The sequence below is a fragment of the Variovorax sp. GW821-FHT09B01 genome (genome assembly GCF_059418345.1).
Genome location: NZ_JBWKPQ010000005.1, coordinates 405,101 through 418,607, shown reverse-complemented (window position 1 = coordinate 418,607; position 13,507 = coordinate 405,101). Strand labels below are relative to the sequence as shown.

The 13,507-nt window shown below is 69.8% G+C and carries 12 protein-coding genes; 9 read left to right on the top strand and 3 right to left on the bottom strand.

Annotated elements, in window-relative coordinates; all coding sequences use genetic code 11:
- Window positions 1-497 precede the first annotated feature (497 nt).
- A complete protein-coding gene (locus AC07RV_RS18690; protein WP_444813977.1) occupies window positions 498-746 on the bottom strand; it encodes a hypothetical protein in 249 nt (82 codons plus the stop codon).
- A 498-nt stretch (window positions 747-1,244) separates the two neighbouring features.
- Between AC07RV_RS18690 and AC07RV_RS18685 the strand changes: the two genes are divergently transcribed.
- The 6 genes from AC07RV_RS18685 (at window position 1,245) to AC07RV_RS18660 (ending at window position 9,595) form a co-directional block, all read left to right on the top strand.
- A complete protein-coding gene (locus AC07RV_RS18685) occupies window positions 1,245-2,192 on the top strand; it encodes an AraC-like ligand-binding domain-containing protein (protein ID WP_444813976.1) in 948 nt (315 codons plus the stop codon).
- Window positions 2,193-2,306: 114 nt separating this feature from the next.
- A complete protein-coding gene (locus tag AC07RV_RS18680; protein WP_444813975.1) occupies window positions 2,307-3,482 on the top strand; it encodes a substrate-binding domain-containing protein in 1,176 nt (391 codons plus the stop codon).
- A 1-nt stretch (window position 3,483) separates the two neighbouring features.
- On the top strand, window positions 3,484-5,973 hold the full coding sequence (locus tag AC07RV_RS18675) for an ATP-binding cassette domain-containing protein (RefSeq protein ID WP_444813974.1): 2,490 nt from the start codon (window positions 3,484-3,486) through the stop codon (window positions 5,971-5,973).
- A complete protein-coding gene (locus tag AC07RV_RS18670; RefSeq protein WP_444813973.1) occupies window positions 5,970-6,971 on the top strand; it encodes an ABC transporter permease in 1,002 nt (333 codons plus the stop codon). Before AC07RV_RS18675 ends, AC07RV_RS18670 begins: the two co-directional genes overlap by 4 nt.
- Entirely contained in the window at window positions 6,968-8,422 is a 1,455-nt protein-coding gene (locus AC07RV_RS18665) for an amidase (protein ID WP_444813972.1), read from the top strand. Before AC07RV_RS18670 ends, AC07RV_RS18665 begins: the two co-directional genes overlap by 4 nt.
- Before the next feature lie 51 nt (window positions 8,423-8,473).
- Window positions 8,474-9,595 (top strand): phenylacetaldoxime dehydratase family protein, encoded by a 1,122-nt coding sequence (locus AC07RV_RS18660; protein ID WP_444813971.1) that lies wholly within the window; start codon window positions 8,474-8,476, stop codon window positions 9,593-9,595.
- A gap of 38 nt (window positions 9,596-9,633) precedes the next feature.
- On the opposite strand, the gene AC07RV_RS18655 is transcribed toward AC07RV_RS18660, so the two are convergent.
- Together AC07RV_RS18655 and AC07RV_RS18650 are read right to left on the bottom strand one after the other, a co-directional pair.
- Complete coding sequence (locus AC07RV_RS18655; RefSeq protein ID WP_444813970.1) at window positions 9,634-10,374, bottom strand: cupin domain-containing protein; 741 nt, start codon at window positions 10,372-10,374, stop codon at window positions 9,634-9,636.
- Window position 10,375: 1 nt separating this feature from the next.
- Window positions 10,376-11,374: a tripartite tricarboxylate transporter substrate-binding protein gene (locus tag AC07RV_RS18650; RefSeq protein WP_444813969.1), complete on the bottom strand. Its 999-nt coding sequence runs from the start codon at window positions 11,372-11,374 to the stop codon at window positions 10,376-10,378.
- A 247-nt stretch (window positions 11,375-11,621) separates the two neighbouring features.
- On the opposite strand from AC07RV_RS18650, the gene nthA reads away from it, so the two are divergent.
- Genes nthA through AC07RV_RS18635 form a run of 3 tightly spaced genes read left to right on the top strand, consistent with a single transcriptional unit; the run spans window position 11,622 to window position 13,507 of the window.
- Window positions 11,622-12,230: a nitrile hydratase subunit alpha gene (gene nthA, locus AC07RV_RS18645; protein ID WP_444813968.1), complete on the top strand. Its 609-nt coding sequence runs from the start codon at window positions 11,622-11,624 to the stop codon at window positions 12,228-12,230.
- Between the two features lie 30 nt (window positions 12,231-12,260).
- On the top strand, window positions 12,261-12,878 hold the full coding sequence (gene nthB / locus AC07RV_RS18640) for a nitrile hydratase subunit beta (protein WP_444813967.1): 618 nt from the start codon (window positions 12,261-12,263) through the stop codon (window positions 12,876-12,878).
- Window positions 12,806-13,507: an SDR family NAD(P)-dependent oxidoreductase gene (locus tag AC07RV_RS18635; RefSeq protein WP_444813966.1), complete on the top strand. Its 702-nt coding sequence runs from the start codon at window positions 12,806-12,808 to the stop codon at window positions 13,505-13,507. The genes nthB and AC07RV_RS18635 overlap by 73 nt, the downstream gene beginning before the upstream one ends.

The window sequence follows — 13,507 nt, the reverse complement described above, 5'->3', positions numbered from 1 at the left end:
GCAGCGTGCGCTCGGGCGGATTGCGACGCGGCCCGAACGGCGAATCGGAAGCGTTCAGGATGGAGGGCGCGCTTCTCGCCAGGAAATCGCTTCAGGGGCTCACGTAAGAGTTGCTTGGCGAGTTGCACAGTTCCACGTTTCTGTTCGAGAGGGCTGCGGATGAGTGAAGCATGTTCCGTGCTGCGGCCACAATGGTCCGCCACCAACACTTGCCAACGTGTCCTTGCGATTTAACCGTCCAGCACTAAAGGGCAGAATGGGGCCAAACCGGACCTCCCTCGTAGCGTCTAGCTTTGCAAATGGCGGGATCGCGAACCCCATGGTGTCGCAGGGCTCTGGTTGGCGCCGAAATCGACGCCTCGACGCACCTTGGAGGCAAGGCTCAACAGTTCCTCTGCATCCCAGTGGTCGTTCGCCTGGAAGGAGTTCTCATGCACGGCGACGGTCGGAGAAGGGCTGTTCATGAACGCCGATTCGCTAGGGCCTGTCAACCGGTCCTAGTCCGCGGAGAAGAAGCAGCGGAACGCGGCGCTCTTGTCGCCCATCTCCTCCGCGACGTCGAGGATCTCTTGGCACAGGACGTACTGAGCCCGGGTGGGAAGATGTTCAAGGACCACGACGAAGCCCGTGTCCGCCGAGCGCGGGACCGAGCGCACGATGCTGGCGCCGAGCTCGGTCAGGCTCTTCTGCGCGCCCAGGCCGAAGTCCTCGACGATCTTCGCCACGGCGTCGGCCTTGGTGGCCATGTCGCGCAGCGACGTGCGTCAGAAGACGTTTCGCTCGCGCTGTGCGGCTTCCTGCAGGTCGCAGATGCGCAGCGCGCGGATGGACTTTAGCAAGTTCGGGGCGCATGTCGCCCAACTTGAGCATCTCGTCCAAAACCAATTCCATTCAATCTCTCTCTGTCGTTGATCGGGGCGGTGGTCGGTCGGATGACCCCTGCAGTGGGACTTCACGTGGGAGACCGCCCTGACGGGAAAACCCTCGAGTTTCGAACTTCGGCCCTCTCGACGGAAGCCACGGCGAAACATGCTGCACCTGTCGGCACTGGCGCGCCATGCGGGCATTCCTTGATTCCGGTGCCGCAGGAGCAGCGCACCATCGGCCTTACCATCGCCTATCCCGCACCGGGGCGCCCACGCACCACGCCTGGTCTTCCTGCTCCAGTTCGGGGCGAGTTCGGCCGAGCCAGAAGGTGCACGCTGGCCCAAAGCATGCAAGCGCGTGAGGACCAGGAGATTTCCATGCTGACTTACTTTGATGCGTCGACGGTTCGGGAGGGTGAGCGCTTCGCCTACTGGCACGAGGAGATCTGCCGCAACTTCTGCCGCGCGGAGTCGACGCCCGTCGCCGCCGAGCGCTTCGACGCCAGCCTCTCGCGCGCCGAACTCGGCACGGTCCAGATCAGCCAGATCGAATGCGCGCCGCTGCGCTATCAGCGCGCGCCCAGCGACGTCCGCTCGGCCCCGAGCGACGATTTCCTGCTGAGCCTGCTGCTCGATGGCGAGGGCCATCTCGAGCAGCATGGCCACCACGCGCTCCAGCAGGTCGGCGACGTGGCGATCTACGACACCGCCCAGCCTTTCGTCTACCAGTTCCCCGACCGCTACCGCATGGCGCTGCTCAAGGTTCCGCGGCGCGCCATGCTGGCGCGGGTGCCGACGGCCGAGAAACTGCCCTCGCTGCTGATCAGCGGCCAGACGGCCCTGGGCGCGCTGGCCGGCAACATGATCCGCAACGCCGCCGCACTCGACCTTGATGGTCCGGCGGCGGCCAAGGTCGGCGCCTCGATCGTCGACGTCATCGCCGCCGCCATGGACGTCGAATTCGGCGGCATGGCACCCGTGAACGGTCGCCACGCGTCGCTGCTGGCGCGCGCGCAGTCACACATCCGCAGCCACCTCGACGATCCCGAGCTGGACGTGGAATCCATCGCCGCCGCGCTCTCGGTATCGACCAGCACGCTGGCACGGCTGTTCGCGGGTGCCGGAACGACCGTCATGCGCTGGCTGTGGGACGAACGCCTCGCCACCAGCCACCGTGCCCTCGTCGAAGGCCGCGCGCGGCAGGTCACCGAAGTGGCGCTGAGCTGCGGCTTCAGCAGCTTCTCGCACTTCAGCCGCAGCTTCAAGGCGCGCTATGGCCAGTCGCCCAACACGCTCATGAAGTCAGGGCGCTCCGCGGCGCATTGACGCTTGCGCCTGCACGTTTCGGGCAAGCGCGATTGACGCTCCGGGACCAGCGTCGGCGCGGTCGGATCCCTAAAGTCGTCTCCAAGGCAACCGCTGTGGTTGCCGGAGACGACGATGACCTTCACCAGCCTTTCCCGCGCGGCCGCCCAGGCCCCTGCATCCATCAGCGTTCGCATTGCCGCTGCCCGGCGCAGCACCAGCCTCCGGCGAGGCCGCGCCGGCCTGGCCCTGGCGGCCACGCTGTCCTTCATCGGCCAGGCCGGCGTCGTGCAAGCGCAGGAGTCGGTGGTGCTCGGCAAGGGCATCGACATCGCCTCGCTGTGCGGCACCAAGCCGACCATCGTCGGACTGACCGACGGCTTCGGCGGCGACACCTGGCGCAAGATCGCCGAGGCTGAATTCCGCGACGAGGCATCGAAGTGCAGGAACATCACCAAGATCCTCTACGCCAACGCCAATGGCGACCAGCAGAAGTCCAACAGCGACATCAACAGCATGGTGGCGCAGGGCGTGAACGTGCTGATCTCGTTCACCGATTTCGGAGATGCCATGCTGCCGGCGCTGCGCAAGGCGCAGCGCGCGGGCGTCACCGTCATCCCCTACTTCTCGAAAATGCCCGGCACACCGGGCAAGGACTATGCGGCCAACGTCTACCAGGACCAGGTGCGCATCGGCCAGATCTGGGCCGACTGGCTCGGCGACACGCTGAAGAAGGGCAACATCGTGCTGCTGGGCGGCACGCCGGGGGCGACATCGTCGCAGCGCTTCATGGATGGCTTCAAGGCTCAGCTCTCCAAGTACCCCGAGCTCAAGCTGCTCGACGACAACTACATCGTCACGAACTGGAATCCGGCCGACGCCCAGAAGGCGGTGGCGGGCCTGATCGCCAAGTACGGCGCCGGCAAGATCGACGCCATCGCATCCGACTACGGCGTGACCACGTTGGCGGCGATCAAGGCCTACGAGCAGGCCGGCCTGAAGGTCCCCGCGCAGGTCACGCTGGCGAGCAACAACGACATCAACTGCAAGTATCTGCAGGCGAAGAAGGCCAACAAGGCCTGGCCGTACTACTCGCTCGACGGCACCACGACCATCGTGCGGTACGCGTTGCGTCGCGGCATGGCCGAGTACCAGGGCACGAAAAACCTGGAACCCACGGGCGTGGTGCCCTTCCTCTACGTGGACAGCGCGAAGAACGTCGACCCGAAGTGCGACCCGGCCGCGCCGCCCGACGCGGACCTGTCCTCCGGACTGCCGGGCGACAAGCTCGGCGCCCTCTTCCGCAAGTGACATGGGCACCGCGGCAATCGATCCCGTCGTGCTGCAACTCGACGGCGTTACCAAGCGCTTTCCGGGCGTGCGCGCACTCGACCGGATGAGCTTCACCGTGCGGGCCGGCGAAGTGCACGGCCTGGTCGGCGAGAACGGCGCCGGCAAGTCCACCCTGATGGCGGTGGCCTCGGGTGCGCTGGCGGCCGACGAAGGCACGGTCATGCTGTGCGGGCAGGCCGTGCGCGGCGACCCCGAGCGGGCGCGCGAGCTCGGCCTGGCCATCGTGCGCCAGGAGCCGGCGCTGATGCCCGACCTCAGCGTGACCGAGAACCTCTACCTCGGGGTACCGCGGCGCTGCCGCCCTCCGATCGGGCGCGCGGCCCAGTGGGCGGCGACGCTGCTGGCGCGCTGGAACGACGAGGTGCGCATCGACCCGCGCGAGCGCGTCGCCACCCTCGGCCCCGAGCACCGCTTCATCGTCGAGATCGTCAAGGCACTGGCCGCCGAGCCGCGCCTGCTGGTGCTCGACGAGCCCACCGAACACCTGCTGGGCGACGACGTGGCGCGGCTGTTCGCGCGCATCCGCGAAGTCACGGCACGCGGCGCCGCGGTGGTCTACATCTCGCACCGGATTCGCGAGGTGCAGCAGATCGCCGACCAGCTGACGGTGCTGCGAACGGGACAGGGCCAGGGAAGCTACGCGGCGCGCAGCCTGAGCGAACAGCAGATCGTGGAGCTGATCGTGGGCGGCCAGCTCGATCGCGAGTTTCCGGCGAAGCGCGAGGCACGAGCACCCAGCGTCGACGCGCTGCGCCTCGAAGGCCTCGCCGGGCCGGGCTTCTCGGGCGTCGACCTGCGCGTGGCCTCCGGCGAGATCGTCGGCCTCGCCGGCATCGACGGAAACGGCCAGCGAGAGCTGCTGCGCGCGCTGGCCGGCATGGCGCCCTCGCGCGGGCGCGTGTGCGTCGGTGCGAAGGAAGTGGCGCTGCGCAACCCCGGCCGGGCGGCGGAGGCCGGCATCCGGCTGTTGCCCGGCGACCGCCACCGCGAAGGCATCTTCGGCGAACTCAGCGTGCGCGAGAACTTCTCGCTGCGCAGCCTGTCGCGCGACCTGCGCGCGGGCCTGCTCGCGCGCGGCAGCGAGCTGCGGCGCACCGAGGAAGCGGTCCGCCAGTTCGCGGTCAAGACACCGGACACCGAGACGCCGATCGCGTCCCTCTCCGGCGGCAACCAGCAGAAACTGGTGCTCGCCAGCGTGCTCGCGAGCAGGCCCGCCGTGCTGCTGGTGGACGAGCCCACCCAGGGCGTGGACATCGGGGCACGCATGGAGATCTACCGCAGCCTGCGCGCCACCGCCGCCTCGGGCGTGGGCCTGCTGGTGGTGTCCTCCGACGCGCACGAGGTCGCGGGCCTGTGCGACCGGGTGCTGATCTTCTCGCGCGGACAGGTCGCCGCCGAACTCGCTGGAGACGCGGTCACCGAGCACGGCATCACCGCGGCGGTCCTGACCGCCACCACGGTGCGCGAGCGGGCGCACGGCGGCGTTTCCGGGTTCTGGAAGTGGGCTGCGGGCGACGTCGCACCCATTGCCATGCTCCTGCTGGCGGTGCTGCTGCTCGGCGCCTATGCCGCCTCGGTCAACGAGTTCTACCTGACGGGGCGCAACTGGGGCGGGGTCCTGCCGCTGATCGCCACGCTGGCGCTGGTGGCCTTCGGACAGCAGGTGCTGATGCTCGTGGGCGGCATCGATCTGTCGGTCGGGCCGCTGATGGGGTTGATCGTCGTCGTCCAGTCCTTCTTCCTGGTGGCCGACGCGAGCGCGGGACAGCAGGCGCTCGGCTGGGCGCTGGTGCTGGTCATCTCGCTGGCGATCGGCTTCCTGAACTGGCTGCTCGTGGACCCGGCCGGCCTGCATCCGATGGTCGCCACGCTGGCGACCTACATGGTGGTGCAGGCCGTGTCGCTGCTGCTGCGGCCCGTGCCCGGCGGGCTGATCGCCGACGAGATCATGGAGGGCATCGGCGCGGGCATCGGCTTCGTGCCGCTGGCCATCCTGGCCGTGGCGGCGCTCGCGCTGGCGCTGGAGTTCGGCCTGTTCCGCACCCGTCTGGGCCTCGCGCTGCGCGGCTTCGGCTCGCAGCCCGAGGCTGCGCGCGTAGCCGGCGTGCATCCGCGCCGCACGCGCATGGCGGCCTACATGGCCTGCTCCTTCTTCGCCGGCCTGGCCGCCATCCTGATGATGGCGCAGACCGGCTCGGGCGATGCCAGCGCCGGCCTGAACTACACGCTCGCGAGCATCGCGGCGGTGGTCATCGGTGGCGCGAGCCTGTTCGGCGGGCGCGGCTCCTTCGTCGGCGCGCTGCTCGGTGCGCTGCTGATCACGCAGGTCAACGTCGTGACCGCATTCCTCGGCCTGAGCGATGCCTGGCAGTCCTACCTGCTGGGCGCCATGATCGTGGCATCGGTCGCGCTCTACTCCAAGAGCCGCGACATGGCGGTGGCGCGATGAGCCCGCAAGTCCTCGGCGCCGCGCGGCCAGGCGCCGCCCCGGCCGAACCCGCGCTCGCGCGCGGCCCGCGCGTCGGCGAATTCGGCTGGATCTGGATCGGCACCGCGCTGCTGTTCGCCTTCAGCGCGCTCGTCGCGCCCGGCACCGTCGGGGCCGGCTCGCTGCTTGCGATGCTGCCCTTCGCCAGCATCCTGGCGTTGGTGGCTACCGGCCAGACGGTGGTGATCCAGCAGCGCGGCCTCGACATGTCGGCCGCGGGCATGGTGTCGCTGGCCGGCGTGCTGGCCGCGGTGCTGGGCTACGCCACCCAGTCGATGGCGCTGTCGATCGCCGGCGCGCTGGCCTGCGGCGTGCTGGTCGGGCTGCTCAACGGCTTCCTGTCGGCGCGGCTCGCGATCTCCCCGCTGATCGCCACCCTGGCGGTCAACGCGCTGCTGCTGGGCGCGGTGCGCAGCCTCAGCGGCAACGCGCCGATTTCGGCGCCGCAAAGCATGCAGGCCTTCTCGCACGCCAGCCTGATGGGGCTGCCCAACAGCCTGTGGCTGGCCGTCCTGTTCGTGGCGGCGGTGGCGCTGATCACGCGACGCACGCTGCTGGGCCGGCGCTTCGTCGCGGTCGGCGTGAATCCGCGCGCGGCGGCCGCCGCCGGCATCGCGCCGATGCGCTACCAGGTCGGCGCGTACGTGGTGTCGGCCGTGTGTTTCTCGGTGGCGGGCCTGCTGCTGGCGGGCTACATCGGCAACGCCTCGCATACCGCGGGCAACGACTACCTGATGCCGGCCATCGCGGCGGTGGTGGTCGGCGGCACGCCGTTTTCCGGCGGTCGCGGCAGCGTGATCGCCAGCGGTGTGGCCGCGCTGTTCATGGCCCAGCTCGGCCAGCTGGTCCTGGCGCTCGGCGCCGGCGCGGCCGTGCAGCTGCTGGTGCAGGCACTGGCGATCCTGGCCGCGACCTCGATCCGCCTGCTGCCCCGACTCCTTTCCCGTTCCTCACCATGAGACCATTCGATACCTCCACCGAACCCCTGGCCTCGACCGAGATCTCGACCAGACCTGCCCGCGGCGCCGCGCTGCACTTCCAGTCGCTGACGGAAGTCTCGGGCCTGATCCAGCGCGGCGCGCTGTCTCCGCTCGAACTCACCCGCGCCATGCTCGCGCGCATGGACGAGCTCGATCCACGCCTGCATGCCTTCGCGCTGCCGATGGCCGAATCGGCGCTGCAGGACGCGCGCCGGGCGGAAGCCGAGATCGCGGCCGGGCACCATCGCGGCCCGCTCCATGGCGTGCCGCTGGCGATCAAGGACATCTTCTGGACCGCGGGCGCACCCACCGCCGCGGGTATGGCGATCCACCGCGATTTCGTTGCGCACGAGGACGCCACGGCGGTGCGCCGGCTCAAGGACGCCGGCGCGGTCATCCTCGGCAAGCTCACCTTGACCGAGGGTGTCTACGCCGAACACCGCCCGCCCTATGCGCAGCCGACGAACCCGTGGCAGGCCTCGCTGTGGTCGGGCGCCTCCTCCAGCGGCAGCGCGGTGGCGGTGGCCGCCGGCCTGTGCTTCGGCGCACTGGCCTCCGAGACCGGCGGTTCGATCAAGCTGCCGAGCGCGGCCAATGGCGTCACCGGCATCAAGCCGAGCTGGGGCCGGGTCAGCCGGCACGGCGTGTTCGAGCTCGCGGCGAGCCTGGACCATGTCGGCGCGATGGCGCGCAGCGCGGCCGACGCGGCGCTGATCCTGGGTGCCATCGCCGGCGCCGACCCGTGCGATCCCACCAGCGCGCCCGGGCCGGCCCCCGACTACCGCGCCGCGCTCGAGCGCGGAGTCCGTGGCCTGCGCATCGGCATCGACCCGGCCTGGACACGGCACGAGGTGGACCCCGCCACCGCGCTCGCGCTGGAGGCCGCGGTCGAGGTGCTGGTCGGCGAAGGCGCGCTCGCGCAGTCGGTGCGGCTGCCCGATGGCAGCGACATGATCTGGGACTGGTTCGGCGTCTGCGCGGTCGAGACCGCGCTGGCGCACGAAGCCACCTACCCCGCGCGCGCGGCCGAGTACGGGCCCGCCCTCGACAGCCTGTTGAAGACCGGCCATGCGATGACCGGCATGGAGCACCAACGGCTGCTGCGCCGGCGCGATGCCTTCGCGCGCGCGCTCGACGCGGTGCTTGAGCGGGTCGACGTGATCGCGCTGCCGGTGCTCTCGTTCCAGGTCCCGACGCTGGAACGCATGGCCCGGGTGGACGACGACCTGATCGCCGGCCTGCACCGCTTCACCTGCGCCTTCAACATGTCGGGCCATCCCGGCATCGTCCTGCCCTGCGGCAGCGGGCCGGCGCGCGCGCCGATCGTGTTCCAGCTCGTGGGCCGGCGCTTCGCCGAAGACCAGCTGTTCGCCGCCGCCCATGCATTCCAGCGCGTGACCGGCTGGCACCAGGTGCGGCCCATGGACTGAGACCGCAGTCCCCGTCACCATCGACGACAACGAGACGTACGAGGAAAGCCCATGACCGAACCCTCCTGCCCCCACGCCACTGCCGCCGCCGCCGCCGCCGCCGCCGAGCCTGGTCCCGACCCACGCCAGGCCAGCGCCAGCGAGGCGCTGCCCGACGACTATCCGGGACGCATCGTCGCCTTTCCCGAGGACGTGACCCACATGGTCAGCGCGATGTACGGCTTCCAGTCGAGAACGGCGGGCGCGGCCGATGCGCAGCGCCAGGCACTGCAGGCGTTGTTCGCGCTTCCCGACGGCCCCGGCTGGGTGGAGCGCGCGCACTATGTCGATCCCCAGGGCCATGCCTGCGACATCCTGCTGGCCTACTGGGTCGGACGCGACGCCTACCTGCGCTGGAGCGCGAGCGAGGCACCCGCGCGCTGGTGGCGCGAGTTGCCGGCCGATCCAGCCAGCGGCAGCGGCTTCTGGCGCGAGGTGATGAGCGCCCACAAGGACCGTTTCCAGTACGCAGCCGGCACGGACGAACCCGCCAGCGCCGCGGCGCTGCTGCCGATGGTGGGCTCGAAGAAGTTCGGCTACTGGGGCAGCTACCGCGATCGCTTCGCCGCCTCCCGTGGCGACAACTTCGCCAGCCCCCACAAGGAGATGCCGGACGCGGTGGCGCGCGACACGCTCGGCCGCCGGATCCGCATCACCACGCCCGACAACATCTGCTTCATTCGCGAGGGCCAGGGCTGGGAGCGTGCGCTCGAGGCCGAGCGCGCGATCTGGACCGACAAGATGGAGCAGGTGGTCGCGCAATGGGTCGCGGCACTGCAGCAGGATCCGAAGGTCACGGGCGGCCTGAGCATCCGGTTCTGCCGCGAGCAGGACGTCGCCAGCGGCGCCGAGCGCGAGAAGCAGTCGCAGTTCGGTTTCCTGCTGTCGCTGGGCCATATCGAAAAGGCGGCGCGCACCCACGCCACCCACCTGTGCGTGCGCAGCAGCTTCATCGACATGTACACCGAGCCGAAGTTCGCGCCGCAGATGCACATCTGGGTCGAGGCGCAGATCCTCAAGCGCGACGAGCTCGATGCCCAGTACATCAACTGCCACCCGCGCACGGGGCTGCTGCCCTACTTCGAGGCCAGCGAGGTGCCGGCGGGCTGCGCGGTGCGCTTCGCGGCGGATTGACAGCCCGCGGCCGGGCAGCCCGGCCGCCCGGCAGCCGTCTATCGCGGCACGTAGTTGTAGACGCCCACGCCCTGCAGGATGAGCAATTCGCAGGGCTGGCCGGCGTTGCCCGAGACCATGTGCGGCACGCCCGCGGGCACGGTGTACACCTCGCCGGGCGCCAGCACGCGCGCGCCCTCTTCGGGGTCGCGCACCGCCACCCGCGCAACGCCGCTCACGCAGTAGAAGGTATCGGCGATCCGGTCGTGCGAGTGCCAGGGCACGCACTCGTCGACGCCGTGGCCCTGCACGATCAGGCGCAACTCGGGCGGCGATGCGATCACGTCCATGCGCGCCAGGCCGGGCACCAGGCGCGCCGTGTCGGCCTGAGTGTGGGCCGTGGCCGCGGGCTCCACGCGCGCCCGGCGCGTGCGTTCGCCCACATGCGCCAGCGTGGGCGCGGCGCTGGCACGGCGCTCCAGCCCCTCTCCGTGCTCGAACACGGTGAAATCGATCGGCGCGCCGTCGACAGCATACACCGACAGGTCCACGCCGGGCGGCACCGAATAGAACTCGCCCGCCTCCAGCACGCAGCGAAACGGCGGGCGCTGGATCTGCACCGCCAGCCCCGACCGGTGCGCGAAGAACAGCGCGGTTGCACGCAGGCTGCGGAACCAGGCCACCGGCTGGTCCGCAGCCAGCGCGACCCGCCGCACCCACAGGCCGGGCACCCGAGCCACCGAGGTGCAGTGCGCCGCCGAGAACGGATCGACGGCGGTATCGGTCGTTGCGTCGTCCATGTCAGGAGTCCACCTTGAAACCGATGGATTTGACCACGGGGCCCCATTGCGCGGTATCGCCGCGCAGGCGTGCCGCCAGGTCCTCGGCGCTGGACCAGCGCGCTTCGATGCCGACATTGGCCACCCCCTCGATCAACGAGGGCACGGCCAGGGCCTTGCGCAACTCGGCATTGAGCCTGCCCACCAGCTCGGGCGAAGCCTTGGGAGGGAGGAACACCGCGAACCATTCCGCGAACTCCAGGCCCTTGAACCCTTGTTCCGCGAAGGTGGGCACGTCGGGCGTGAACTTGCCGCGGCGCGCCGTCGCGGTGGCGAGCACGCGCAGCTTGCCGAGTTCGGCCTGCTGCCGGAACTCTCCGACCGGCGCCGCCACCGCCGCCACCTGCGCGCCCACCGTGTCCATCACCGCCGGCTGCGAGCCGCGGTAGGGAACATGGACCAGCGGAACCCCGCCGGCGCGCGAGAGCAACTCGATCATGAAGTGCTGCGGCGTCCCGGCCGCCGGCGAACCGCAGCTTGCGCGCGCGGGATTGGCCTTGGCCCAGGCCAGGAAGTCGGGCACGTTCTTCACCTCGCGCGGCACCATGGGGCCCACCGCCAGGCCGGTATCGAACACGCCGGCCAGCGACACGGGCGTGAGGTCCTTGAACGGGTCGTAAGGCAGCGAGCCGTAGATGAAGGGATAGATGGCCAGCCCCGCCATCGGCACCACCAGCATGGTGCGACCGTCGGGCGCGGCCTGCTTGGTGGCCGAGATCGCCAGTTGCCCGGCCGCGCCGGTGCGGTTCTCGACCACCACCGAGGGGGCGTAGCCGCCCTGGATCTGCTGCGCGATGTGGCGGCTGAGCACATCGTTGGTTCCCCCGGGCGCGAAGCCCGCGAGGATGCGCGCTACATCGGGGACCTGCGCACGCGCGGCCGGGAACGGCAGGCTGCCCAGCGAACCGGCCGCCGACAGGGCGGCAGCGGTCTTGAGGAACGCTCTTCTCTCGATCGTCATGGAAACTCTCTGCGTTGGTGAATGAAAGCCGCCCGCGCCATACAGGCGCGGCGCGGCACCGAAGCTGAAAGTTAGCGTCGAGGGGACCCGGGCGCTTGTCCGGGAGCGCCATTCGCAGTTGCCCGCCAAGGGCAGGCGGCCATTGGGTGCCGTGGGCAAGAACGATTGCATGGCACAGGCAAGCGCCGCGTCGGCGGCCGGTGCATATTGGCGGACGTCATGACTCTCGCCCCGGAAGGCCATCCCCATGCTCCACCCCCATCCCCCCACGCGTTTCGCCCCCGCGGCAGACCAGGCACGCGCCCTGAAGGAAGCGCTGCAGGCCAACGGCGTCATGCCCGAAGGCTATGTCGAGCAGTGGAAAGACACCTTCGACCACTGGGTCCCGGAGAACGGAGCGCGCATCGTCGCGCGTGCGTGGAGCGATCCGGCCTATCGCGCCCTGCTGCTGCGCGACGGCACCGAGGCCTGCCGCGAACTGGGCTATGGCGGCCCGGAGGGCGGCTTCATCGTCGCGCTGGAGAACACGCCTGTGCTGCAGAACGTCATCGTCTGCACCCTGTGCTCGTGCACCGCCTGGCCGGTGCTGGGGCTGCCGCCGGACTGGTACAAGAGCTTCGAGTACCGCTCGCGGGTGGTGCGCGAGGCGCGCCAGGTGCTGCGCGAACTCGGCCTCGCGCTGCCCGACAGCGTGAAGATCCAGGTCTGGGACACCACGGCCGAGACGCGCTACATGGTGCTGCCGATGCGCCCGTCGGGCACCGAGGGCTGGAGCGAGGAGAAGCTCGCCTCGATCGTCACCAAGGACTGCCTGATCGGCGTGGCCCAGCCCGACCCCGCTTCCGCGCGCGCCTGAAACGAACCACCGAACAAGGAACCAAGGACCATGGACGGACTTCAGGATCTGGGCGGCATGCAGGGCTTCGGCCCGATGCCCGCGCACGAGGACGAGCGCCCTTTCCACGCCAGCTGGGAACCCGTGAGCTATGCCGTGGCGCTACTGGCCGCCGAGAAGGGCTTGTGGACCTTCGACGCCGGCCGCCACGCGATCGAGCGCATGCCGGCCCGCCAGTACCTCGGCATGAGCTACTTCGAGCGCGTGCTCGCCGGCATGACGACGCTGGCGATCGAGTCGGGCGCGGTGACGCGCGAGGACCTCGAGGCGCGCGCGGGAGGCGCGATACCCGTGGCCGCGCCGATGGGCGCCGGCGAAGCGGCGCGGCGCGACCACCCCGGCTTCGAGATCGGTGCGCGCGTTCGGGTGCGCGACCACCACACGTCGGGCCACACGCGCGCGCCCCGCTACATCCAGGGCCGCGAGGGCACGGTGCTGCGCGTGGCGCCCAAGGCGCGCTTTCCCGGCGAGGCCGGCCACAGGCAGGAGGCCTTCCACGAGCCCACGTACCACGTGCGCTTCCAGGCCACCGACCTGTGGGGCGATGCGGAGCCCGGCGCCTCGGTGGTGGTCGACGTCTATCAGAGCTATCTCGTTCCGGTGCGCTGATAGAGCGACTGCCGCGCGTCAGTGCGCCATCGTGCAGGTCACGCCACCGTCGATTGGGAGCGCCGCGCCCTGATGTACTTCGATTCATCGCAGGCCAGGAAGACCGCGGCGTTAGCGTGAATCCGCATCTCCCTAGGGTCAGAGATCGGCGGAATTCAACACTCCATCATCTTGAACAGCTCGATCGCCCATTTGAGGGTCTTCCAGGCGCTAGCGTGTACAGCGCTAGCAAGGCTGCCGTGCGAGCTTTCGCGAGGGGCTGGACGGTGGAATTGAAGGATCGGAACACTAGAGTGAACGTCATAAGCCCTGGTCCGATTGATACACCATTCACGAAGCCAGCGCCTCAGGCTTGGAAGGACACGATGAACGCCGCCATACCGATGGGGCGCTTCGGGCGACCCCAGGAGATTGCCACGGCGGTGCTCTTCCTCGCCTCGAGCGATTCGAGCTTTATCACCGGAGCTGACCTATGTGTAGACGGGGCCTATCCAGATTTAGTCGTCGCAGCGCCTGGCCCACCTTGGCCCGTTCGAGAGGCGACTGCTCGAGTTGTCGACGTCAGGCCCCACAGCGCGAAAACGGACAGCCAGGTCATGCGACTCAAGCGCAACCCGCCATCGCCATGA

Coding starts and splice junctions, on each gene's coding strand:
- AC07RV_RS18690 (WP_444813977.1), bottom strand. CDS start 746: ATGGCCACCAAGGCCGACGCCGTGGCGAAGATCGTCGAGGACTTCGGC.
- AC07RV_RS18685 (WP_444813976.1), top strand. CDS start 1,245: ATGCTGACTTACTTTGATGCGTCGACGGTTCGGGAGGGTGAGCGCTTC.
- AC07RV_RS18680 (WP_444813975.1), top strand. CDS start 2,307: ATGACCTTCACCAGCCTTTCCCGCGCGGCCGCCCAGGCCCCTGCATCC.
- AC07RV_RS18675 (WP_444813974.1), top strand. CDS start 3,484: ATGGGCACCGCGGCAATCGATCCCGTCGTGCTGCAACTCGACGGCGTT.
- AC07RV_RS18670 (WP_444813973.1), top strand. CDS start 5,970: ATGAGCCCGCAAGTCCTCGGCGCCGCGCGGCCAGGCGCCGCCCCGGCC.
- AC07RV_RS18665 (WP_444813972.1), top strand. CDS start 6,968: ATGAGACCATTCGATACCTCCACCGAACCCCTGGCCTCGACCGAGATC.
- AC07RV_RS18660 (WP_444813971.1), top strand. CDS start 8,474: ATGACCGAACCCTCCTGCCCCCACGCCACTGCCGCCGCCGCCGCCGCC.
- AC07RV_RS18655 (WP_444813970.1), bottom strand. CDS start 10,374: ATGGACGACGCAACGACCGATACCGCCGTCGATCCGTTCTCGGCGGCG.
- AC07RV_RS18650 (WP_444813969.1), bottom strand. CDS start 11,374: ATGACGATCGAGAGAAGAGCGTTCCTCAAGACCGCTGCCGCCCTGTCG.
- nthA (WP_444813968.1), top strand. CDS start 11,622: ATGCTCCACCCCCATCCCCCCACGCGTTTCGCCCCCGCGGCAGACCAG.
- nthB (WP_444813967.1), top strand. CDS start 12,261: ATGGACGGACTTCAGGATCTGGGCGGCATGCAGGGCTTCGGCCCGATG.